Here is a 21313-nt window from a genome sequence, read left to right on the forward strand (position 1 = left end):
CGTGCCTTGTGCTCCCGCGAGAGCAACGCCACCGGCAGCCGGCGGAAGGGAACGGGTCGCTCGGCGAGCAACGCGGCAAGGCCACGCTCGAAGCGTGACCCGCCTGCTGACATGACCCCAACCTACGGCGGGGGTACGACAGAAACGGCAGGTCAGCGGCCGGATCACCCACGTCCAGCCGGCCACACCGCCGCTCGTCGTCAGGAGTAGTAGAGGGCCACCGGGCGGCCGTCGATCTCGCGGACGTCGACCGTCGTGTCGTAGACGGCGGCCAGCACCTCGGGGCGCATGACCTCGCGGGCGGAAGCGTCGGCCACCACGCGGCCGTCGCGCATCGCCACGATCCGGTCGGCCCAGGTGGCCGCGAAGTTGACGTCGTGCAGCACGGTGACCACCCGCTTGCCGAGCCCGTCGGCCATCTCGCGCACCAGCCGCATGATCTCGGTCATGTGCCGCAGGTCGAGGTTGTTCAGCGGCTCGTCGAGCAGCACGTACCGGGTGTCCTGCGCCAGCACCATCGCGATGAACGCCCGCTGCCGCTGACCGCCCGACAGCTCGTCGAGGAACCGCCGCCGGTACCCCTCCAGCCCGAGGTGGACCAGGGCGCGCTCGACGGCGTCGCGGTCGTCGACGGTGAGCCGGCCGCGGGAGTGCGGGAAGCGGCCGAACTCCACGAGGTCCTGCACGGTGAGCCGGGCGGCCACGTGGTTGTCCTGGCGCAGCACGGCCAGGCGCCGCGCGAGCTCCGCCGACGGCGTCGTCGCCACGTCCAGGCCGTCGACCGTCACGCGGCCGGTGTCGGGCCGCAGGAGGCGGCCGACGAGGGAGAACAGCGTCGACTTGCCGGCGCCGTTCGGGCCGATCAGCGCCGTCACCCCCTCCCCGCCGAAGGCGATGGAGACGTCGTCGACCACCGTCTGGCCGCCGTAGCGCTTGGAGACTCCCTCGAGCGCGATCACCGCGCCCCCTTCCGCAGGACGAGGTACAGGAAGAACAGCCCGCCGGCGAAGTCGACGACGGTGGACAGGGTGCCGCCGTAGCCGAGCGCCCGTTCCAGCACGAGCTGGCCGCCGAGCAGGCACACCACGCCGAGCAGCACCGCCGTCGGCACCGTCCACGCGTGCCGGAAGGACCCGGCCCACGCGTAGGCGAGGTTGGCGACGATCAGGCCGAGGAACAGGATCGGCCCCACCAGCGCCGTCGACGCCGCGACCATCACGGAGACGACGGCGAACAGCGTCAGCACCACCCGCCGGTGGTCGACGCCCAGCCCGACGGCGGCCGGCTCGCCGAGGGTCAGCACGTCGAGGGTGCGCAGCAGCGGCACGACGACGGCGCAGCCCAGCGCGACCAGCGCCGCGGTGAGCGCCAGCAGGGTCTCGTCGGGCCGGGTCAGCGAGGCGAAGAACGCGTCGGACAGCACCTGGAAGTCCAGCGGGTCGAGCATCCGCTGCATCCACTCGCTGAACGAGCGGAAGAACGTCCCGAGCACGATGCCGACCAGCAGCATGAGGTGGATCGAGCGCCGCTTCCCGCCGAACAGCCAGGTGAACAGCACGACGCTGAAGCCGACCATCACGGCCACCTGCACCGCCCACAGGACCAGCGGGTCGGCGGCCAGGAACGCGGCGGAGCCGGCGGTGAAGACGACGACGGTCGAGACGAGCACGTAGAACGCGTCGAACCCCATGATCGACGGCGTCAGCACGCGGTTCTGCGTGATCGTGTGGAAGACGACCGTGGACACCCCGACCGCCGCCGCGACGACGACCATCGCGGCCACGGTGAGGCTGCGCTTCTCCAGCGCGTACGCCAGCGACCCGGGCACGTCGGTGAACAGGTAGGCGGCGGTCAGCGCCAGCACGAGGCCGCCGAGCGCGGCCAGCCGGGCGCCCGGCCCGGCGCGGCGGACGGAGCCGCGCAGGCGGGGCCGCGGGCGGACGGCGGCCGGGGCGGGTCCGGAGAGCGTGGGATCAGTGAGCACGGCTCCGCCTCCGCAGCAGCAGCCAGAGGAACAGCGCGGCGCCGATGATCCCGACGACGACCGACAGCGGAATCTCGTAGGGGAAGCGCAGCACGCGCGCCAGCACGTCGCAGGCCACCACGAACACCGCCCCGAGCACCGCCACCCACGGGATCGACCGGCGCACGTTGTCGCCGACCACCAGGCTCACGACGTTGGGCACGACCAGCCCGAGGAACGGGATGAGCCCCGCCGTCACCAGCACCGAGGCGGTGATGACGGCGACGACGACCATCCCGACGGCCACCCACCGGCGGTGGTGCAGCCCGAGGTTGGTGGCGAACTCCTCGCCGAGGCCGATGACGCTGAACCGGTCGGCCGCGAGCCACGCGACGACGACCATGACGCCGGCCAGCCACACGAACTCATAGCGGCCCTGCACGACGCCGGCGAAGCTGCCCTGCGACCACTGCGCGAGCGACTGCAGCAGGTCCAGCCGGTAGGCGACGAACGTCGTGACCGCGCCGACGACGCCGCCGAGCATGATCCCGACCAGCGGCACGAGGACGAGGGAGCGGACCGGCACCGCCCGCACCACCCGCAGGAACACCCACGTGCCGAGCAGTCCGGACAGCGCGGCGACGGCGGTCTTGCCGACGACGGGCATCCCGGGCGCCAGCACGATCGTGGCGAGCATGCCGAGGGTGGCGAACTCGGTGACCCCGGTGGTGCTGGGCTCGACGAAGCGGTTGCGCACGAGCATCTGCATGATCAGCCCGGCGATGCCGAGCGAGGCGCCGGCCAGCACCAGCGCCACCGTCCGCGGGACGCGGCTGGCGACCAGCAGGAACGCGGCCGGGCCGTCGCTGAACACCGAGACGGGGGAGACGTCGGAGACGCCGACGAACAGGCTCGCCCCCGCGAGGAGCAGGAGCAGCACGCCGGCGAGCACCCCCAGCCCGGTGCGCCGGGGGCGCGCCGGGGCGGGGGTGCTCGCGGGGGGAGCGGAGAGCGCCGTCACGGGCAGCGGGGGACCGGGACGGTCACTCCGCGATCTGCAGGACGTCGTCGATCATGATCCGGGTGGTGTCGATGCCACCGAAGACGACGTACCAGGCGACCGGGTCCAGGTAGTGGACCTGGTCCTGCCGGGCCGCGGTCGTGCGGGCGACGACGTCGTTGTCGAGCACCGCCGCGGCGGCCTGCGCGCCCTCCTCGCCGGTGGCGGCGTCGCGGTCGACGACCCACAGGTGGTCGGGGTCGGTCTCGAGCAGGAACTCGAAGGAGACCGGCTCGCCGTGGGTGGCTGCCTGGATGTCGTCGACGACGGGCTGCACGCCGAACGCGTCGTAGATCAGCCCACCGCGCGCGCCGCGGGCATCGGAGCCCTCGCCGGCCGGGGCCATGGCGGACAGCTCTCCGCCGGAGACCATGAGGCCCAGGCCGGTGCCCGCGTCGGCGGTGGCGGCCCGCGCCTCCTCGATGCCCGCCTCGAGGTCGGCGACGGCGGCGGCCGCCTCGTCCTCCGCGCCGAGCACCTCGCCGAGGAAGGTGGCGTTGCGGTCGAGCGTCTCGGTGTAGGTGCCGCGCATGCTCAGGTCGACGGTCGGCGCGATCTCGCTGAGGTCCTCGTACAGCGCCGAGGAGCGGCCGCCGATGACGATGAGGTCGGGCTGCTGCGACTCGATCTCGACCAGGTCGGCCTCGAACAGCGTCCCCGCGTCGAAGGCGTCGTCGGCCAGGTGGTCCCGCAGGTAGTCGGGCACCGAGTCCAGCGGTGCGCCGGCGATCTCCCCGCCGAGGGCGCCGATGGTGTCGAGGGCGGCCATGTCGAAGACGACGATGCGCTGCGGGTCGACCGGCACCTCGACCGACGTCTCCTCGAACTCCGGCTCGGCGTCCTCGGCGGCGACGTTGCGGTCCCAGGTCCAGGTGACCGTGCCGGCGCCGGTGGCGGCCTCGACGGCGGGCTCGTCGGCACCGCAGGCGGTGAGCGCCAGCGCCGCGGCGAGGGACAGGGAGGTGGCCGCCAGTGGCCGGGACGCGGTGCGCATGGTTCTCCAGGTGGTGAGGCAAGGCTGCCCTGAGTTAGGCGGCCCTAACCTGTCACACGGGTTCCGGAACAGCGGAGCGGGGGGTCGGCAGCCCCACCCTCAGGGGGTTCGCGCCGCGCTCCGCAGGGGCAGGCTCGGTGCCATGCAGACACGCACCCTGGGGTCCCTGTCCGTCCCGGCCATGGGGCTGGGCTGCATGGGGATGAGCGAGTTCTACGGCACCGGTGACCAGGCCGAGGCCGAGGCGACCATCCGGCGCGCCCTCGACCTCGGCGTCACCTTCCTCGACACCGCCGACATGTACGGCCCCTTCACCAACGAGCGCCTGGTCGGCACAGCGATCGCCGGTCGCCGCGACGAGGTCGTGCTGGCCACCAAGTTCGGCAACGAGCGCGGCGAGGACGGCTCCTTCCGCGGCATCAACGGCCGGCCGGAGTACGTGCGGCAGGCCTGCGACGCCTCCCTGCAGCGGCTCGGCGTCGACGTCATCGACCTCTACTACCAGCACCGCGTCGACACCACGGTGCCCGTGGAGGACACCTGGGGCGCCATCCGCGAGCTGGTCGAGGCGGGGAAGGTGCGCGCCGCCGGCATCTCGGAGGCCGCGCCCGAGACCATCCGCCGCGCGCACGCCGTCCAGCCGGTGGCCGCCGTGCAGACCGAGTACTCGCTGTGGAGCCGCGACCCCGAGGAGGACGGCGTCCTCGCCACCTGCGCGGAGCTCGGCATCGGCTTCGTGGCCTACTCGCCGATCGGCCGCGGCTTCCTGTCCGGGCAGATCCGCAGCGTGGACGACCTCGCGCCCGACGACTTCCGCCGGTCCAACCCGCGGTTCCAGGGCGAGGCGTTCGAGCAGAACCTGCGGCTGGTCGACCGGGTGCGCGAGATCGCCGACGAGAAGGGCGTGACGGCCTCGCAGCTGGCGCTGGCCTGGGTGATCGCGCAGAGCGGCCGGTCGGACAACCCCGCCGTCGTCCCGATCCCGGGGACCAAGCGGGTGCGCTACCTGGAGGAGAACGCGGCGGCCGCGGACGTCGCGCTCACCGACGACGACCTGCGCCGGCTCGACGAGGCCGCCCCGGTCGGCGCCGCCGCCGGCGACCGCTACCCGGACATGTCCACCGTCCACCGCTGACGGCGGACTGGCAGAGGGACACAGGCCCTCGGGGGCGGCGGTGCGGGGGCACCCGCCGCCCTCGGGCGGCCAATAGCGCTACAACGGCCCTCCTAGGCGACGGCGGCCCGCGGGAGGACGACGCCGAGGACGTCGGCGACGTGCGCGCGGGCGGCCGCGGCCAGCCGGGCGCCGGTGTCGGCCCAGGCGTCGCGGACGTCGCGGCCCGGCCACCCCTCCGGCTGCAGCGCCGCGGGCAGCAGCGGGTCGCCGGCCAGCACGGCGCGCATCTCCGCCCGCAGCCGCAGGTGCGCCGCCAGAGCGGCGACCCCCTCCGGCGCGTCCGCGGCGGCCCCGCGCAGCCGCTCGAGCACCCGGGACCAGCCGGCGGCGAGCCGGGGGAGGTCCCAGCAGCGGGCCGCGAGCTCGCCGTCGGACAGCCGCGGGTCGGTGACGTGCGCGGTGAGCAGGTCCAGCCGCGACGTCGGCTCGCCGGCTAGCTCCGCGTGCACCTCGTCGAGCGCGTCGCGGTGCGGTGACACCCAGGTGGCCGGCGCGAGCGGGCCGAAGCCGGCGCGGACCAGCCCGCGGCGCACCCGCTCGCGGGCGGCGCGGTCGGCCTCCGGGACGCCGTAGACGACCATCCGCCACTGGCCGTCCCACGGGCCCAGCCGCCGCTCGATCCGCTCGGCACGGGCGACGACGGACGCCCGCAGCGGCGCGGCCGGGGCCAGCAGGGTCTCCCGCCCGCGCCGCGACCCGCTCAGCCACCCGGCGCGGCGCAGCGCCGCGGCGGCCAGGCGCGCGCTGGGCTCGGCGACGCCGCACGCGGCGAGCAGGCCGACCAGCGCCTGCAGGGGCACCGGCTCCGCGGTCACGGCGTCCAGGTGCTCGGCGCAGAGGTCGACCACGAGGTCCCGGACGGTCATGCCTCCTCCTTACCCCGGGTCCGCAACCGGCTCGCCCGCCGGGCGCGCGATCATGGGCGCGATGAACGACGTCCTCGTCTGGTCGGCCACCGCCGTCGCGGTGGCCGTGGCGCTCGCCGGCCTGGCCTCCACGCTCGCCCGGCGGCGGATCGGCCTCGTCCACCTCGCCGGCGCCGCGGTGCTCGAGGTGCTGCTCGTGGTGCAGGCCGTCGTCGCCGGGGTGGCCCTGGCCGGCGGGGAGCGGCCGCCGGAGACGGCGACGTTCCTCGGCTACCTCGGCGGCGTCGTGCTGCTGCCGGTGGCGGGTGTGCTGTGGTCGCGCACCGAGCCCAGCCGCTGGGCGGGCACGGTGCTCGCGGTGGCCAGCCTGGTCACCGCGGTGATGGTCTGGCGGCTGGTCCAGCTGTGGGAGGCGCCCGGTGTCTGAGCGCGAGCCGGCCGGCACCGCGCCGGGCGGGACGGCGGCCGGTCCGGGCCGGGTGCTGGTCGCCGTCTACGCGGTGTTCGCCCTGGCCGCGGGCGCCCGCGCCGCCGTCCAGCTGGCCACCCGCTTCTCCGAGGCGCCGGTCGCCTACCTGCTGTCGGCGCTCGCCGCGGCCGTCTACGTGGTGGCCACCGTCGGGCTCGCCCGGGGCGGGCGCACCGGACGCCGGACGGCGCTGGGAGCGATCGCCGTCGAGCTGGCCGGGGTGCTCGTGGTGGGCACGCTGTCCCTGGCCGACCCGGCCGCCTTCCCCGACGAGACGGTCTGGTCGGCGTTCGGCCGCGGCTACGGCTTCGTGCCGCTGGTGCTGCCGGTGCTGGGCCTGCTGTGGCTGCGCCGCCGGACCCCGGCGTCCGGGGGGATGCCCGGGTCCGGCGGCTGAGCGGTCAGAAGTCCCCGCCGCCGAAGTCCCCACCGAAGTCGCCGCCCCCGAAGTCGCCGCCGCCGCCGTCGAAGCCGCCGTCGTACCCCCCGCCGTCGTACCCCCCGCCGTCGTAGCCGTTGTCGGCGCCACCGGCGAAGTCCGCGCCCGGGTCGCCGCCGTACCCGCCGTCCCCGGCCGCGGCGTAGTCGCCGCCACCGGCGTCCCCGCCGCCGTCCCCGCCCTCGGCGCCGTCCTGGTAGCCCTCCGCGTAGGCCTCCTCGTCGCCGCCGCCGAACAGGCCGCCGTCGCCGAGCCCGGTGTCGAACAGCGCGTCGGCCACCGCGGTGCCCACCACCAGGCCGCCGATCGTGCCGAGCAGGCTGCCGCCCAGCGAGCCGCCGAAGCCGCCGAAGCCGCCCATCCGCGAGCCGTAGCCGGGCCCGTAGCCGCCGCCGTACCCGCCGCCGTAGGCCGGGCCGTACCCGGGGCCGTAGCCCGGCCCGTAGCCGGCGCCGGGGCCGGCGCCGAAGCCGCCGAAGGTCCGCTCGAGGGTCCCCGGCTGGCGCAGCTCGGCGCGGGTGGCCACCCGCGCCAGGGTCTGCGCGTCGTCGGACCGCGGCCGCTCCGACGCCGGCACGGCGGCCGCGAGCTGGGTGAGCACCTCCTGCCGCTGCTGCGGGGTCAGCCGGCCGAACGCCTCGGCGTGCGCCTGCTCGATCTGGTCCGGGGGCGCCGTCCGCAGCAGGTAGCGGTAGCGCTCGACGGCCTGCTGGTCGGTGAGCGGGGCGCGCTGCCCGGCCGCCGGTCGCGCGGGCGGCGCCTGCGGCGGGGGCGGTGACGCGTAGCCGTCGTACGGTGCGGGCTCCGGTGCGCGGCGTCGGCCGAGGAGCCGGTCGAGCAGTCCCATGACGTCTCCCTCCGGGGTGGCTGGCCAGGAGGGTGCCCGCACGGGCGCCGGGCACACCTCCCCTCCGTCCAGGGGAGGCAAGCCGGGGACCGCGGGCACCGGACCAGCACCAACGGTTAGATTCGTTGCGTGCGACCGGAAGGGACCCAGCCGCAGCAGCGGCCGACACCCGCTACCGCCGGAGTCCCTCCCGAGGCCCGCGCGGCGGTGTCCCGGACCGCCGTCGACGGCGAGGCAGCCGGCGGGCGGCAGGCCGGGATCGTCACCGCCGCCGAGGCCGTCGTCACCGAGCACGGCGGCGCGGCGGCCTCCCAGGCGCTGCCCGCCGTCCTCGCCGACGTCCCGGTCGCCGTCCTGCTCATCGACCAGAAGTCCGGCGCCGTCACCTACGCCAACACCGCCGCGGTGGAGATGGCCGGCAACGTGCGGCTGCCGGTCGAGGTCGACGCGTGGGGTGCGGCCGCCGGCCTGACCGACCTCGGGGGCGCGCCGCTGGCGCGCACCAGCGGCCCGCTGTCCCTGGTCGCGCAGGGCCAGCCGGTCACCGGCGAGGCCGTGCGGCTCTCCCCGGGCCGCAGCACCGACGCCGGCCGCGCGGAGGACGACGACGGCGACGGCGACCGGCTGCTCTGGGTCACCGGCTTCCCGCTGTCGCAGCCGGGCAGCAGCCAGTCGCTGGCGCTGGTCGTGCTGCTCGAGGTGGAGGGCGTGAGCGGCACCGCCGACGCCGACGCAGAGCTGCAGGCGCTGCGCGAGCGCGCCGTCGTCGCCACCGACATCGCCTTCACCATCACCGACCCCCGGCAGGAGGACGACCCGCTGGTCTGGGTCAACCCGTCCTTCACCCGGATCACCGGCTACTCGTACGAGGAGTCCGTCGGCCGCAACTGCCGGTTCCTGCAGGGCCCCAACACCGACCCCGCCGCGCTCGCCGAGCTGCGCGAGGCGCTGCGGGACCAGCAGGCGATCACCGTGACGCTGCTCAACCACCGCCGCGACGGCACCGCCTTCTGGAACCAGCTGGCGATCAGCCCGGTCTTCGACGGCGAGGGCGAGCTCGTCAGCTTCGTCGGCGTCCAGACCGACGTCACCGAGCGCGTGCGGGTGGAGGCCGAGCGCGAGGCCGCCTTCGCCGCGGAGCGCACCGCGCGCGAGGAGGCCGAGCTCGCCCGGTCGATCGCCGAGCAGGCGAAGACCGACGCCGAGCGGGCCCAGCGGGAGGCCGAGGGGGCGCAGGCCCGCCTGGCGCTCATGGCCGAGGCCACCAGCTCGCTGGTCGCCACCCTCGACGTCGGCGACCTGCTGGACCGGCTCGCGGTGCTCTGCGTGCCCCAGCTGGCCGACTGGGTCGTCGTCACGCTCGTCGACGAGAGCGGCGAGGTGCGCGAGCTGGTGTCCCGCGACCGCGAGCGGGACCGCACCGAGCTGCGCCGCTACGACGCCGGGCACGCGCTGCGGCTGCCGCCGGACTCGCCGAGCCAGCGCAGCATCAGCGGCGGCCGGACGGTCCTCGTCGAGCAGCTGCCCGAACGCCTCGACGGCACGGTCGCCGGGCCCGTCGCGCAGGAGGTCGCCGGCCGGCTGGGCGCGGCGTCGGCGCTGGCGGTGCCCCTGGTGGCCCGGCGCCGCACGCGCGGCTCGATCGCGCTGGTGCGCTCCTCGCCCGAGCAGCCGTTCACGCCCGACGACGTCAGCCTGGTCGAGGACCTCGCCCGGCGGGCGGCGATGGCCATGGACAACGTGCGGCTCTACCAGCAGGAGCACGCCGTGGCCGACACCCTGCAGCGCTCGCTGCTGCCCGAGCTGCCCGACATCCCGGGCATCGAGGTCGCGGCGCACTACGTCAGCGCCTCGACCGCGGCCGACGTCGGCGGCGACTTCTACGACCTCCTGCAGCTGCCCGACGGGTCGGTGGCGCTGGTGGTGGGCGACGTCGTCGGTCACGACGTCGCCGCGGCGGCCGTCATGGGCCACCTCCGCGGGCTCATCCGGGCCTGCGCCTGGGAGGCGCCCGACCCGCACCCGGCGGCGGTGCTCACCCGCATCGACCGGCTCGTGCAGGGCCTGCAGGTCACCCCGATGGCCACGCTGGCCTACGTCCGCGCCCTGCCGCCGGCGGAGCCGGGTGGCACGTGGACGGCGCAGGTCGCGAGCGCCGGCCACCCGCCGCTGCTGCTGCGCTCGCCGGACGGCGACGTGCGCCCGGTCGACGGGGCCACCGGGATGCTCGTCGGCGTCGACGTCGAGGCCCACCGCGTCGTGCACACCGTCGAGCTGCCCGCCGGCGCCACGCTGCTCGGCTACACCGACGGGCTGGTGGAGACCCCGGGCCGCGACCTCGACGAGGGCATCGGGGACCTGGTCGGGCGGCTGGCCGGCACCCCGGCCGACGCCGCGCCGCGGGACCTGTGCGACGCCGCGGTGAGCGGCACCCTCGACGGCCGCGACGACGTCGCGCTCATCGCCGTCCGCTTCGGCCGGTCCTAGCCGGCCGGGGTCTCCGCGCGGCCGTAGCTGCCGCGGTGGAACAGCAGCGGCCGGCGGCCGGGGTCGGCGCCGAGGTCGAGCACGCGGGCGGCGACGATCGTGTGGTCGCCGCCGTCGTACTCCGCCCACAGCGCGCAGTCGATCCAGGCGACGACGCCGTCGAGGACGGGCGAGCCCTGCCGGCTCGGCCGCCAGCCCACGCCGGCGAACTTGTCGGCGCCCGAGCGGGCGAACGCCGCCGACAGGCCCGACTGGTCCTCGGCGAGCACGTTGACGCAGAACCGGCCGAGGTCGCGCAGCCGCGGCCACGTGGTGGACGTGCGGGCCGGCGCCAGCGCCACCAGCGGCGGGTCGAGCGACAGCGAGCTGAACGACTGACAGGTGAACCCGATCGGCTCCTCGCCGGTGTGGGCGGTGACCACGGTGACGCCGGAGGCGAAGTGGCCGAGGACGTCGCGCATCACCCGGGGGTCGATGACCTCCACCGGTCCGGTCACGCGCCCTCCTCGCTGACGCTCGTCAGCCGCGCGTCCTGGGGTGCTGCACCTCTGCGTGACCTCGCGGGCCCGGTCACGCGGGCGCGCCCAGGGCCGTGCGGGGCACCGACCGGCCGCCGGCGCGGTACAGCGAGCTCGGCAGCGGGTGGCCCACCGCCTCCTCGGTGACCCGGGCCGCGGCCAGCAGCGCGTCGAGGTCGATGCCGGTGCGCACGTCGGACTCCTCGAGCCAGTAGACGAGCTCCTCGGTGGCGATGTTGCCGCTCGCGCCGGGCGCGAACGGGCAGCCGCCGAGCCCGCCGACGGAGGCGTCGAGCTGGGTGACGCCGGCCTGCACCGCGGCCAGCGCGTTGGCCTGGCCGGTCCCGCGGGTGTCGTGGAAGTGCACGGCCACCGGCGTCCCGGGGCAGGCGCGGCGGACGGCGTCGAGCAGCCGCACGACGCGCGCCGGCGTCGTCGTGCCGATCGTGTCGCCGAGGCACAGCGCGTCGGCGCCCGCGGTGACGGCGGCCCGGCAGACGTCGACGGTGCGCGCGATCGGCGTGCGGCCGTCGAAGGGGCAGTCCCAGGCGGTGGCGACGACGACCTCCAGCGACCCGCCGGCGCCGTGCGCGAGGTCGGCGACCTCCCCGACGCCGGCGAGGGCCTCGGCGGTCGAGCGGCCGGCGTTGGCGCGGCTGTGCCCGTCGGAGGCCGACACCACCAGCTCCAGCTCGGCGATGCCGGCGTCGACCGCCCGTACCGCGCCGCGCGGGTTGGCGACCAGCGCCGACCAGTGCACGTCCGGCCAGCGCGACAGCTCGGCGGCCACGCGGTCGGCGTCGGCCAGCGCGGGCACGGCCTTCGGGGACACGAACGACGTCACCTCGATGCGGCGCACTCCGGTGGCCACGAGGGCGTCGAGCATCGCCAGCTTGCCCTCGAGGGGGACCGGCGCCTCCAGCTGGAGGCCGTCGCGCATGCCGACCTCGCGGACGTCGATCTCCGTCGGCAGCACCAGGTCGAAGTCCGACGGCATGACAGCCCTCCCTCTCGCCCACTCTCCCGGGTCATCCTGCCCCGATCAGGGGTTCCACGTGGAACCGGGAGGGAATGAGCAGGTCAGGCGGACCGACGGGGGAGGATCGGAGGTGGTCGGTGGACGACGGCGGAGGCGTGGGCACGGTGCCCGTCCCCGACCTGGGCAGCGCGTTCACCAACTCGCCCATGGGCGTCGCGCTCAGCACGCCCGACGGCCGGCTCCTCGCGGCGAACCACGCCCTCGGTGAGCTGCTCGGCCGGACGCCGGAGGAGCTGCGCGGGACGACGCTGTTCGACGTCACGCACCCCGAGGACGTCGCGGGCGCCGTCGCGACGTGCACCGCCCTGCAGCAGAGCCACGGGCGGGCGCGGCACGAGTGCCGGCTCCTGCGCCCCGACGGGGTCGTGGTCCCGGTGCAGGTGACGACGTCGTGGGTCGACGGCCCGCCCGAGCACCTGGTGATGGTGGTCGAGGACGTCACCGACCGGAAGGCGCTGGAGGCGCGGCTGCTGCACCTGTCGGCGCACGACCCGCTCACCGGGCTGCCGAACCGGCTGCTGTTCCGCGACCGGCTGCGGCACGCGCTCGAGCGGGGGCACCGCGAGCACACGCCCACCTGCGTGCTGGTGCTCGACCTGGACGGGTTCAAGGCGGTCAACGACCGCTTCGGTCACCCGACCGGCGACGCGGTCCTGGTCGCCGTCGCGGCGAGGCTGACGTCGGTGCTGCGGGCCAGCGACACCGCCGCCCGGCTGGGCGGCGACGAGTTCGCCGTCGTCTGCGAGAACACCGAGCGGGACGCCGCCGAGCACCTGGCCGACCGGCTGCGGGAGGCGCTGCCGGGCACGCTGACGCTGGGGACGACGACCGTGGAGGTGGGCCTGAGCATCGGCATCGGTTCGGTCGACGGTGGCACCGACCCCGAGGACGCGCAGGAGGCGGTGGTCCGCGAGGCCGACACCGCGATGTACGCCGACAAGGCCAGGCTCCGCTGAGCCGGCCCGCCCGCCGGCGTCAGGTGCGGGCGGCGGCCCAGCCGACGGTCGTGGGCAGGCGGGCGAAGACGGCGGTGAGCACCGGCAGCGGCAGCGCGAAGACGAGGAACACCGACACCCCGACGACGCCGTTGCTGTCGAGCGTGGTCGCCGCGACCACCAACGTCAGGAAGAGCACGACCACCGCCGCGAGCGCCGCGGCGAAGACGAACGTGGGGGAGCGGCGGTTCAGCAGCCGGACGCCCCCGGCGATCAGCGCGGCCCCGACGGGCAGGCCGAGCATGAGCACGACGCTCGGCCCGTCCTCCTCGCCGCTGAGCACGGCGATGGTGAAGATCAAGGCGACCAGCGCGGACAGCGCGCCGGTGACGATGCCCAGCACGCCGGCCGTGGTGGCCACGCCGGGGCGCCCGGGACCGGCCGGCCAGACGGGCGTCGGCGGGACGCCCCAGCCGTAGCCCGGCGGCGGGCCGTAGCCGGGCGCGGGCCCGTAGGCGGGCTGGCCGTGAGCGGTCGGTGCACCGTACGGAGCCGCCCCGTAGGGCTGGGCCCCGTACTGCGGCGCCCCGTACTGCGGCGTCCCGTACGGGGGAGCCGCGCCGTACGGGGACACGGCGCCGTACGGCTGGGCGGCGCCGTACGGCTGGGCGGCACCGTACGGCTGGGCTGCTCCGTACGGCTGGCCGGGAGCGCCGGAGGGCGGCGCGGATCCCGGCGGGACGGCGTCCCACTCCTGCTCGTACGGCTGGTCGGTCATGCCCCCAGTCTGGGGCCGTCGCCGTCCCGCGCCGCCGTCCGGGGGCGTGTCGCCCCCCCCCCCCGCAGGGGTCAGCCGCCCCAGCGGGCCAGCACGGCGGTGTAGGCCTGCGCCGCCTGCTCGAGCTCGGCCAGCTCCACGTACTCGTCGGCGGCGTGCATGACCGCCGGGGTGCCCGGTCCCCACACCACGACCGGGGCACCGCCCACCACCTGGCCGAGCACCGAGGCGTCGGTGAAGTAGGTGGCCGGGGTGGGCAGCACCGGCGCGGGCAGCGAGGCCACCCACGGGTCGTCGGCCGGCGTGCCCACCGGCGGCAGGTCGACGCGCACCTCGACGTCGGCGGCCTCGGGCTGCTCCCGCCACCAGCGCAGCAGGTCCCCGCCGTCGGCGACGGTGCGCATGTCGACGACGACCTCGGCCCGGTCGGGGACGACGTTGGGCACGGTGCCGCCGCTGACGACGCCGGGGTTCCACGTCTCGGTGCCGAGGAACGGGTCGGTGCGGAAGGGCAGGCCGGTGGCGGCGCGGCCGAGCAGCGTCGCGAGGTCGAGGACGGCGTTGTGCCCGCGCTCGGGCGTGCTGCCGTGCGCGGCCCGCCCGGCGGTGCGCACGGCGAGCCACAGCGCGCCCTTGTGGCCGAGCACCACCTGGTTGCCGGTGGCCTCGGGGACGACGACCGCGCCCACCGGCAGCTCGGCGACCGTGGCGGCCGCGGCGGCGGCGCCCCGCGAGCCGGTCTCCTCGTCGCTGGTGAGCAGCAGCGCGGCGGGCGTCTGCGGGTCGGCGGCGGCCAGCGCCAGGGCGGCCGCGACCACCCCTGCCTCCATGTCGCTGGCCCCGCGCCCCCACACCCGGCCGCCGTCGAGGTCGGCGCCGAAGGGGTCGCGGGTCCACGCGCCGGGGTCGGGCACCGGCACGGTGTCGACGTGGCAGGCCAGCAGGAGCACCGGCCGGCCGGGGTCGGCGGGGGTGCGCAGCAGCGTCCACGGCTGGTCGCGGTCCCGGCCCTCGGTCACCTGCAGGTGCGGCGCCCGCTCGCGCAACACCTCGGTGAGCAGGCCCAGGAGGTCGCGCTGGGCGGCGGCGTCGCCGGAGACCGTGGGCCGGCGCACCAGCTCCCGCAGCAGCCCGGCCGCGTCGAGGGTCATGCGCCCAGCGCGGCGGACACGACGGCGCGCGCCTCCTCCTGCACCCGGGCGAGGTGCTCGGGGCCGCGGAAGGACTCGGCGTAGACCTTGTACACGTCCTCCGTCCCCGAGGGGCGGGCGGCGAACCAGGCGTTCTCGGTGACCACCTTGAGGCCGCCGACCGACGCGCCGTTGCCGGGTGCCTCGGTGAGCTTGGCGGTGATCGGCTCGCCCGCCAGCTCGGTGGCGGTGACGTCGGAGGGGGACAGCTTCCCGAGCGCCGCCTTCTGCTCGCGGCTGGCCGGGGCGTCCACCCGCGCGTAGGCCGACTCGCCGTACCGGGACACCAGCTCGGCGTGCAGCTGCGACGGCGAGCTGCCGGTGACCGCCTGGATCTCGCTCGCCAGCAGCGCCAGCAGCAGGCCGTCCTTGTCGGTGGTCCACACCCCGCCGTCGCGGCGCAGGAACGACGCCCCGGCCGACTCCTCGCCGCCGAAGCCCACGCTGCCGTCGAGCAGGCCGGGCACGAACCACTTGAAGCCGACCGGCACCTCGACCAGCCGCCGCCCCAGGCCCTCGACCACCCGGTCGATCAGCGAGGAGGACACCAGCGTCTTGCCCACGGCGACGTCGTCGGCCCACTGCGGGCGGTGGCTGAACAGGTAGGAGATGGCGACGGCGAGGAAGTGGTTGGGGTTCATCAGCCCGGCGTCGGGGGTGACGATGCCGTGCCGGTCGGCGTCGGCGTCGTTCCCGGTGGCCACCTGGTACTCCGACCGCTTCCCGATGAGCGAGGCCATCGCCGACGGCGAGGAGCAGTCCATCCGGATCTTGCCGTCCCAGTCGAGCGTCATGAACCGCCACGTGGGGTCGACCAGGGGGTTGACGACGGTGAGGTCGAGCCGGTGCCGCTCGGCGATCGCCGCCCAGTAGTCCACCGACGCCCCGCCGAGCGGGTCGGCGCCGATCCGCACGCCGGCCGAGCGGATCGCGTCGAGGTCGAGCACCGAGGGCAGGTCGTCGACGTAGGCGCCGAGGAAGTCGTGCCGCCCCGCTGCGGCGTGCGCCCGCGCGAAGGGGATCCGCTCCACGCCGTCGAGCCCGGCGGCGAGCAGCTCGTTGGCGCGGTCGGCGATGACCTTCGTGGCGTCGGTGTCGGCCGGCCCGCCCGAGGGCGGGTTGTACTTGAAGCCGCCGTCGCGGGGCGGGTTGTGCGACGGGGTGACGACGATGCCGTCGGCGAGCCCGGTCGACCGCCCGCGGTTGGCCGTGAGGATGGCGTGGCTGACCGCCGGCGTCGGGGTGTAGCGGCCGGCGGCGTCGACCAGCACCGTCACTTCGTTGGCGGCCAGCACCTCCAGCGCGCTGGCCCAGGCCGGCTCGGACAGCGCGTGGGTGTCGCGGCCGAGGAACAGCGGGCCGTCGTACCCCCGCGCCGCCCGGTACTCGCAGATCGCCTGGGTGGTGGCGAGGATGTGCGCCTCGTTGAACGCCGAGTCGAACGAGGACCCGCGGTGTCCCGAGGTGCCGAACGACACCCGCTGCGCCGGCTCCGCCGGGTCGGGCACCAGCGTGTAGTAGGCGGTCACCAGCGAGGCGACGTCGACCAGGTCGGACGGGGCGGCGGGCTGGCCGGCGCGGGGATCGGTCACGGGCCGATCCTGGCCGGTGCGCCGCCGCCACCGCCAGGCGACGCCCTCCTCCCGGGTCAGGCCGCCGACCGGGCGCCCTCCACCAGCTCGGCGTACCGGCGCGGCCGGACCTGCGGGTAGCGGTCGTTCGCGAGGTCGGTCAGCGCCGCGCGGCCGGTCAGCATGTGCAGCAGGTAGCCGAGGACGACGGCCTGCGGGGAGTCCGGGTCCCCGGCGCGCACGCGGTGCACCAGGGCCTCGAGTTCCGTCACACCACCTCGGCTCACCTGCCGGTAGCGGCGGCCGGTGACCCGCTCGTGCACGGCGACCATGTCGAGGGCGGACAGCCGGTCCCCGGCGACGGCGAGCTTGCCCGGCGGCAGGTCGCGGTCGAGGGCGGCCAGCGCGGCGTAGTGCGCGGTGTCCTCGACGGTGGTGGCCTCGAACCGCTCGGTGCCCTCGCCCCAGAACGTCGCGGTGCCGGCGGCGTCGTCGAGGTCGAGCACGCCGCGCGGCTGCACGAACAGGTCGAGGAAGGCGCCGTTCAGGACGTGCACGACCTCCAGGCCGGTCCCCTGGATCCGCAGCCCGGCCTCGCGGCGCAGGTCGTAGGAGGACACCTCACCGGGCGGTGCGGCGTAGAGGTCGAGGGCGAAGTCCGAGGGCAGGTAGCGCCGCACGCCGCCGCGCACGGCCGCCTCGGCGAGGGCCACCTGCCCGTCGACGACGACGTCACGGCCGCCCTGGACGGCGGAGACGACGACGTCGACCCCGCCGGTGGAGGCGTCGAGCGACGCGGGGTCGGTCAGGTCGCCGGGGACGACGGTGGCGCCGGCCGCCAGCAGCGGCGCGAGCTGCTCGCGCCGCGCGCCGCCCGGGCGGACGAGGAGCCGGAGGTCGGCCTCGCCGGTGGTGAGCAGGTGGTGGGCGATGCGGCCGCCGAGCATCCCGGTGGCGCCGGCGAGGAGCACGGTCTGGGTCATGTCACTGCCTCCTATGCGGAGCGGTCTCTCCGCTTCAATGACGACCGTACGCCTAACCGGAGAGGGTCGTCCACTTGAGCGCTAGGCTGCCGCCGTGACCGCACCCCTCCGCCGCGACGCCGAGCGCAACCGGCAGCGGATCCTCGAGTCCGCGCGGCGGCTGGTCGCCGAGACGGGCCTGGCCGCCAGCCACGACGACATCGCCCGGGCCGCGGGGGTCGGCGTCGGCACGGTCTACCGGCGCTTCCCCCGCAAGGCCGACCTGCTCGACGCCCTGTTCGGCGCGCAGGTGGCGGAGGTGGCGGCGCTGGCCGAGGCGGCGCGCACGGAGCCGGACGCCTGGGCGGCGCTGACCGGCTTCCTCGGCGAGGTGCTGCGCCGCCAGGCCGCCGACCGGGGGCTGCGGGAGCTGCTCACCGGCTCGCCGCACGCGGGGGAGCTGGCCCGGTCGGCGCGGGAGCGGATCGCGCCGACCGTGGCCGACCTGGTGCGGCGGGCGCAGGAGGAGGGCCGGATGCGGCCCGACGCGGAGGTCGGCGACGTGGCCCTGGTGCCTCTCATGGCCGGCGCGGTGCTCGCCGCCGCGCCGGGCGACCCGGACCTGGCCCAGCGCGCGCTGGCGACGGCACTGGCGGGGCTGGCGGCGGGGGAGGACCGGGACCCACTGCCGGGGTCGGCGCCGGACGCGGCCGGCATCGAGCGGCTGCTCGGCGGCTGAGTCAGCCCACGCGGGCGGTGGTGCGGCGGATCCGCAACCCGTCGAGCAGCAGGCCCGCGGCCAGCGCGGCGCCGGCGCCCTCCCCGGCGCGCAGCCGGAGATCCAGCAGCGGCTCCAGCCCGAGCGCCTGCAGCACCAGCTCGTGCCCGCGTTCGCGGCTGCGCTGCCCGGCGACCAGGCAGGCCTGCGCGGCGGGCTCCAGCAGGACGGCGGCCAGCGCGGCCACCGAGACGGCGAACCCGTCGAGGACCACCGGCGTGCCGGCCGCGGCGGCGCCGAGGACGACTCCGGCGAGCACGGTGAGCTCCGGGCCGCCGAGCTCGGCCAGCGCGCGCTCCGGCGCGAGCCCGCTGCCCGCCCGGCGGAGCGCCCCGGCCACCACGGCGCGCTTGCGCTCGAGCACCGCGCTGTCGGCGCCGGCGCCGAGGCCGGTGACCTCGGCCGGGTCGGCGCCGAGCAGGCCGGCGGCGAGCGCGGCGGCCACGGTCGTGTTGCCCACGCCGACCTCGCCGAGCGCGAGCAGGCCCTCGCGGGCGCCGAACCGCCGTCCCGCGGCGAGCAGCCGCTCGACGTCGGCGGGCGTCAGGGCGGGCGCCGAGGCGAGGTCGCCGCGCGGGCCGGCGGGGCGGGCGTGCACCGCGCCGGGCAGCGGGCCGCCGTCCACCCCGGCGTCGACGACGACCGTCGTCAGCCCGGCCGCGGCCGCCGCGGTGGCGCCCACCGAGGTGCCGGCCACCGCGGCGCGGGCGACGTCGCGGGTGACGTGCCCGCCGTAGGCCGAGACGCCGAGCGCGGCGACCGGGTGGTCGGCGGCGGCGAGCACGAGCGTCCCCGCGGAGACGTCGCCGCGGCCGAGCGCCACGAGGCGGTCGACCGCGCGGTCGAGGACGCCGAGCGAGCCGGGCGGTGTGAGCAACCGGTCGGCCTCGTCCCGGGCGCCGACGACGGCCTCGCGGCCGGGCGCGCGCAGGTGCGAGGGCGGTGCGACGGGACCGCCGTCGTCGGCCGGCCAGCGGTCCTCGACGACGACGGACTCCAGCGGCAGCCGCCGCGACCAGCCGGCCCGCTCCAGCCCCGGCGCGGGCGGACGCTCGTCGGGCCAGCCCAGGCACAGCCAGCCGAGGGTGGCCACGCCGTCGGGCAGGCCGACCAGCCCGGCCAGCTCCTCGGGGCGGAACAGCGTCACCCAGCCCATGCCCAGGCCCTCGGCGCGGGCGGCCAGCCACAGGTTCTGGATGGCCGCCGCACAGCTCCACAGGTCGGCGTCGGGGAAGGTGGCGCGGCCGAGCACCCCGGCGGCGGGCGTGCGCCGGTCGCAGCAGACGACGATCCCCAGCGGCGCCTCCCGCACGCCCTCCAGCTGCAGGTCGAGCAGCCGGCGGGCGGCGTCGGGCTCCAGCTGCGCGGCCTGGCGCAGCCGCTCTCGGTCGGTGAGGACGGCGGCCCGGTCGCGGGTGGCCGGGTCGCGGACGACGACGAACCGCCACGGCTGGCTGTGCCCGACCGAGGGCGCCGCGTGCCCGGCGGCCAGCACCCGGCGCAGCACGTCGTCGGGCACCGGGTCGGGCCGGTAGCGGCGGACGTCGCGGCGCGCGGCGACGACGGCGTAGAGGCCGCCGGCGTGCTCGGGCATGGCCCAGGCCGCCGGGTCGCCGGCCCGCTCGGCGGCGGAGGTGGCGTCGCCGATCACCGGCACGGGCCGCGGGTACGTCACGGCCGCTGCCTCCGCAGCCGGGCGGGGGCGCGGCGGGTCCAGGCCTCCTCCAGGAAGTCGGCGACGAGCGCCTCGTCGGCCGCGGTGAGGTCGACCTGCACGCCGTACAGGCGCTTCCCCCACCACAGCAGCGAGACCGCACCGCCCTCGGCCGCGCGCGCCTCCGACTCCCCGACCATGACGTTGAGGATGCCCGGTGCCCACAGCGTGGCGAGCACGGCGGTCCCCAGCCGGAAGGACGGGCGGCCGTGGTGGTCGGCCTCGGTGACCTCCGGCAGGGCGAGGGCGAGGGCCCGGACCTGCTCCTCCGTCACGCCCGCGGCGCTCCCGGGTAGTCGCCGACGCTCCAGGCGTTGCCCTCGGGGTCGCGCACGCTGAACTCGCGGCCGCCGTGGCCCGGCTCGTGCAGCGACCGGAGCACCTCGGCGCCGGCGGCCCCGACCCGCTCCCACACGGCCTCGACGTCGTGGGTGACGAGGTAGGCGCCCGTGCTGCCGGGGCGGACGGGCCAGCCGCCGTCGTCGTCGCGGACGGAGCCGAGCATGACGCCGCCGCCGGGCGGCCAGGCGAGCTCGGCGTGGGCGATCCGGTCGCCGTCGGGGACGACCAGGGTCTCGGTGAAGCCGAGGACGTCGACCAGCCAGCGGACGAGAGCGGGGGCGTCGGCGGCGCGGAAGGCGGGCCAGACGGTGGGCGGTGGAGGTGTCATGCGGCCGACCCTGGCCCCCGGGCCGCGGCGGTGTCTTGGACGAATCCGAACTCCGCGGCCAGCCAGCGCAGCGGGGACAGGCCGGTGAGGGCCCGCCACTCGCGGGTGAGGTGGGCCTGGTCGGCGTAGCCGGTCCGCGCGGCGAGCCCGGCGAGGCCGGGCCGCGGGGTGGCCGCCAGGGCCCGGCGGGCCCGGTCGAAGCGGACCACCCGCGCGGCCTCCTTGGGCGCGAGCCCGGTCTCGGCGCGGAACCGGGTGGTCAGGTGCCGCTCGGACCAGCCGACCCGGCGGGCGACGTCGGCCACGCGCAGCCGCCCACCGGACGCCAGCGTCAGCCGCCAGGCCTCGGCCACCTCGGGGGCGGGGTCGCCGTCGCCGGCCGCGCGGCGCAGCACGTCCTCGGCGGCGGCGAAGCGCTCCGGCCAGGTCCGCGCGGCACGCACCCGCTCGACCAGCTCGGTGCTGCCCAGGACGTCGGCGAGGTCGACGTCGAGGGCGGCGAGCGCGCCGGCGGGCACGCCGAGCAGCCGGCGGGCGCCGAGCGGGGTCAGCGAGAGCTGGACGCCCGCCTGGCGCCCGGGATGCCGGATCAGCGCCGGGGTGGTGTGCAGGCCGCCGAGCAGCGCGTCGTAGCGGCCGGGCGCCTGGGCGGGGTCGGGGTGGGCGGCGACGTCGAGCGGGTCGTCGAGGGTGACGACGAGCGTCAGCGTGGGGGAGGGGAGCCCGCGGTGGGTGCCCGGCGCCAGGCCGCGCTGCTCGTAGCCGACGGCATCCGCGACCAGCCCACGCAGCGTCGGGTGCGGCCGGTGCGGGACGAACGTGCTGGTCACCGGGCCAGGATGGCACCGGCCCCCGA

Annotated in this window: 22 protein-coding genes; 6 read left to right on the forward strand and 16 right to left on the reverse strand. The window is 76.8% G+C overall.

The window, feature by feature from the left end:
• Positions 1 to 200 precede the first annotated feature (200 nt).
• Genes BUE37_RS22705 through BUE37_RS22720 form a run of 4 tightly spaced genes read right to left on the reverse strand, consistent with a single transcriptional unit; the run spans position 201 to position 4017 of the window.
• The gene (locus BUE37_RS22705; protein WP_073422741.1) at positions 201 to 959 is read right to left on the reverse strand and encodes an iron ABC transporter ATP-binding protein; all 759 of its coding nucleotides are present in this window, start codon (positions 957 to 959) and stop codon (positions 201 to 203) included.
• Positions 956 to 1984, reverse strand: coding sequence for an iron chelate uptake ABC transporter family permease subunit (locus BUE37_RS22710; RefSeq protein ID WP_083629047.1), 1029 nt, complete (start codon positions 1982 to 1984; stop codon positions 956 to 958). The genes BUE37_RS22705 and BUE37_RS22710 overlap by 4 nt, the downstream gene beginning before the upstream one ends.
• The gene (locus BUE37_RS22715) at positions 1974 to 2984 is read right to left on the reverse strand and encodes an ABC transporter permease (protein WP_217651363.1); all 1011 of its coding nucleotides are present in this window, start codon (positions 2982 to 2984) and stop codon (positions 1974 to 1976) included. Before BUE37_RS22715 ends, BUE37_RS22710 begins: the two co-directional genes overlap by 11 nt.
• Before the next feature lie 22 nt (positions 2985 to 3006).
• Positions 3007 to 4017 carry a siderophore ABC transporter substrate-binding protein gene (locus BUE37_RS22720; RefSeq protein ID WP_073422742.1) on the reverse strand — a complete coding sequence of 337 codons (1011 nt, stop codon included), beginning with the start codon at positions 4015 to 4017 and terminating at the stop codon, positions 3007 to 3009.
• A gap of 142 nt (positions 4018 to 4159) precedes the next feature.
• Between BUE37_RS22720 and BUE37_RS22725 the strand changes: the two genes are divergently transcribed.
• Positions 4160 to 5152, forward strand: coding sequence for an aldo/keto reductase (locus BUE37_RS22725; RefSeq protein WP_073422743.1), 993 nt, complete (start codon positions 4160 to 4162; stop codon positions 5150 to 5152).
• 92 nt (positions 5153 to 5244) lie between these two features.
• On the opposite strand, the gene BUE37_RS22730 is transcribed toward BUE37_RS22725, so the two are convergent.
• Positions 5245 to 6060, reverse strand: a complete 816-nt coding sequence (locus BUE37_RS22730) for a PaaX family transcriptional regulator C-terminal domain-containing protein (protein ID WP_073422744.1) — start codon at positions 6058 to 6060, stop codon at positions 5245 to 5247.
• Positions 6061 to 6121: 61 nt separating this feature from the next.
• Between BUE37_RS22730 and BUE37_RS22735 the strand changes: the two genes are divergently transcribed.
• Complete coding sequence (locus BUE37_RS22735; RefSeq protein ID WP_073422764.1) at positions 6122 to 6487, forward strand: hypothetical protein; 366 nt, start codon at positions 6122 to 6124, stop codon at positions 6485 to 6487.
• Positions 6480 to 6926 (forward strand): hypothetical protein, encoded by a 447-nt coding sequence (locus BUE37_RS22740; RefSeq protein WP_073422745.1) that lies wholly within the window; start codon positions 6480 to 6482, stop codon positions 6924 to 6926. Before BUE37_RS22735 ends, BUE37_RS22740 begins: the two co-directional genes overlap by 8 nt.
• 4 nt (positions 6927 to 6930) lie before the next feature.
• Here BUE37_RS22740 and BUE37_RS22745 read toward each other — a convergent pair whose 3' ends face one another.
• Positions 6931 to 7815, reverse strand: a complete 885-nt coding sequence (locus BUE37_RS22745) for a hypothetical protein (RefSeq protein WP_073422746.1) — start codon at positions 7813 to 7815, stop codon at positions 6931 to 6933.
• Between the two features lie 207 nt (positions 7816 to 8022).
• On the opposite strand from BUE37_RS22745, the gene BUE37_RS22750 reads away from it, so the two are divergent.
• Positions 8023 to 10302 carry a SpoIIE family protein phosphatase gene (locus BUE37_RS22750; protein WP_139253107.1) on the forward strand — a complete coding sequence of 760 codons (2280 nt, stop codon included), beginning with the start codon at positions 8023 to 8025 and terminating at the stop codon, positions 10300 to 10302.
• Here BUE37_RS22750 and BUE37_RS22755 read toward each other — a convergent pair.
• Both BUE37_RS22755 and BUE37_RS22760 read right to left on the reverse strand, forming a co-directional pair.
• On the reverse strand, positions 10299 to 10799 hold the full coding sequence (locus BUE37_RS22755; protein WP_245794899.1) for a flavin reductase family protein: 501 nt from the start codon (positions 10797 to 10799) through the stop codon (positions 10299 to 10301). The genes BUE37_RS22750 and BUE37_RS22755 overlap by 4 nt on opposite strands.
• A 73-nt stretch (positions 10800 to 10872) precedes the next feature.
• Positions 10873 to 11817 (reverse strand): hydroxymethylglutaryl-CoA lyase, encoded by a 945-nt coding sequence (locus BUE37_RS22760; RefSeq protein ID WP_139253108.1) that lies wholly within the window; start codon positions 11815 to 11817, stop codon positions 10873 to 10875.
• A gap of 119 nt (positions 11818 to 11936) precedes the next feature.
• On the opposite strand from BUE37_RS22760, the gene BUE37_RS22765 reads away from it, so the two are divergent.
• Positions 11937 to 12815 (forward strand): sensor domain-containing diguanylate cyclase, encoded by an 879-nt coding sequence (locus tag BUE37_RS22765; RefSeq protein ID WP_245794900.1) that lies wholly within the window; start codon positions 11937 to 11939, stop codon positions 12813 to 12815.
• 19 nt (positions 12816 to 12834) lie between these two features.
• Here BUE37_RS22765 and BUE37_RS24905 read toward each other — a convergent pair whose 3' ends face one another.
• The 4 genes from BUE37_RS24905 to BUE37_RS22785 all read right to left on the reverse strand — a co-directional run bounded on the left by BUE37_RS24905 (position 12835) and on the right by BUE37_RS22785 (position 17316).
• Entirely contained in the window at positions 12835 to 13572 is a 738-nt protein-coding gene (locus BUE37_RS24905) for a polyadenylate binding domain-containing protein (protein ID WP_073422748.1), read from the reverse strand.
• 71 nt (positions 13573 to 13643) lie between these two features.
• Positions 13644 to 14723, reverse strand: coding sequence for a M20 family metallopeptidase (locus tag BUE37_RS22775; protein ID WP_073422749.1), 1080 nt, complete (start codon positions 14721 to 14723; stop codon positions 13644 to 13646).
• Positions 14720 to 16354: a phosphoglucomutase (alpha-D-glucose-1,6-bisphosphate-dependent) gene (gene pgm, locus BUE37_RS22780; protein WP_073422750.1), complete on the reverse strand. Its 1635-nt coding sequence runs from the start codon at positions 16352 to 16354 to the stop codon at positions 14720 to 14722. Before pgm ends, BUE37_RS22775 begins: the two co-directional genes overlap by 4 nt.
• Positions 16355 to 16410: 56 nt before the next feature.
• Positions 16411 to 17316, reverse strand: a complete 906-nt coding sequence (locus tag BUE37_RS22785; protein ID WP_073422751.1) for an NmrA family NAD(P)-binding protein — start codon at positions 17314 to 17316, stop codon at positions 16411 to 16413.
• Between the two features lie 94 nt (positions 17317 to 17410).
• On the opposite strand from BUE37_RS22785, the gene BUE37_RS22790 reads away from it, so the two are divergent.
• Positions 17411 to 18034 (forward strand): TetR/AcrR family transcriptional regulator, encoded by a 624-nt coding sequence (locus tag BUE37_RS22790; RefSeq protein WP_073422752.1) that lies wholly within the window; start codon positions 17411 to 17413, stop codon positions 18032 to 18034.
• Position 18035: 1 nt separating this feature from the next.
• On the opposite strand, the gene bluB is transcribed toward BUE37_RS22790, so the two are convergent.
• The 4 genes from bluB to BUE37_RS22810 are packed head-to-tail and all read right to left on the reverse strand — an operon-like array spanning position 18036 to position 21287.
• Positions 18036 to 19748, reverse strand: a complete 1713-nt coding sequence (gene bluB / locus BUE37_RS22795; RefSeq protein ID WP_083629049.1) for a 5,6-dimethylbenzimidazole synthase — start codon at positions 19746 to 19748, stop codon at positions 18036 to 18038.
• Positions 19745 to 20062: an MmcQ/YjbR family DNA-binding protein gene (locus BUE37_RS22800; RefSeq protein WP_073422753.1), complete on the reverse strand. Its 318-nt coding sequence runs from the start codon at positions 20060 to 20062 to the stop codon at positions 19745 to 19747. The genes bluB and BUE37_RS22800 overlap by 4 nt, the downstream gene beginning before the upstream one ends.
• Positions 20059 to 20457 (reverse strand): VOC family protein, encoded by a 399-nt coding sequence (locus BUE37_RS22805; RefSeq protein ID WP_073422754.1) that lies wholly within the window; start codon positions 20455 to 20457, stop codon positions 20059 to 20061. Before BUE37_RS22805 ends, BUE37_RS22800 begins: the two co-directional genes overlap by 4 nt.
• Entirely contained in the window at positions 20454 to 21287 is an 834-nt protein-coding gene (locus BUE37_RS22810) for a helix-turn-helix domain-containing protein (protein WP_073422755.1), read from the reverse strand. The genes BUE37_RS22805 and BUE37_RS22810 overlap by 4 nt, the downstream gene beginning before the upstream one ends.
• Between the last annotated feature and the right edge of the window lie 26 nt (positions 21288 to 21313).

Origin of the sequence: Geodermatophilus nigrescens (assembly GCF_900129495.1) — a bacterium.
Classification (GTDB): domain Bacteria; phylum Actinomycetota; class Actinomycetes; order Mycobacteriales; family Geodermatophilaceae; genus Geodermatophilus; species Geodermatophilus nigrescens.

Bases quoted from the DNA above. Each gene is read 5' to 3' on its own strand.
- BUE37_RS22735 (WP_073422764.1), top strand. From the start codon at position 6,122: ATGAACGACGTCCTCGTCTGGTCGGCCACCGCCGTCGCGGTGGCCGTG.
- BUE37_RS22805 (WP_073422754.1), bottom strand. From the start codon at position 20,457: ATGACACCTCCACCGCCCACCGTCTGGCCCGCCTTCCGCGCCGCCGAC.
- BUE37_RS22730 (WP_073422744.1), bottom strand. From the start codon at position 6,060: ATGACCGTCCGGGACCTCGTGGTCGACCTCTGCGCCGAGCACCTGGAC.
- BUE37_RS22720 (WP_073422742.1), bottom strand. From the start codon at position 4,017: ATGCGCACCGCGTCCCGGCCACTGGCGGCCACCTCCCTGTCCCTCGCC.
- BUE37_RS22785 (WP_073422751.1), bottom strand. From the start codon at position 17,316: ATGACCCAGACCGTGCTCCTCGCCGGCGCCACCGGGATGCTCGGCGGC.
- BUE37_RS22775 (WP_073422749.1), bottom strand. From the start codon at position 14,723: ATGACCCTCGACGCGGCCGGGCTGCTGCGGGAGCTGGTGCGCCGGCCC.
- BUE37_RS22745 (WP_073422746.1), bottom strand. From the start codon at position 7,815: ATGGGACTGCTCGACCGGCTCCTCGGCCGACGCCGCGCACCGGAGCCC.
- BUE37_RS22725 (WP_073422743.1), top strand. From the start codon at position 4,160: ATGCAGACACGCACCCTGGGGTCCCTGTCCGTCCCGGCCATGGGGCTG.
- BUE37_RS22760 (WP_139253108.1), bottom strand. From the start codon at position 11,817: ATGCCGTCGGACTTCGACCTGGTGCTGCCGACGGAGATCGACGTCCGC.
- BUE37_RS24905 (WP_073422748.1), bottom strand. From the start codon at position 13,572: ATGACCGACCAGCCGTACGAGCAGGAGTGGGACGCCGTCCCGCCGGGA.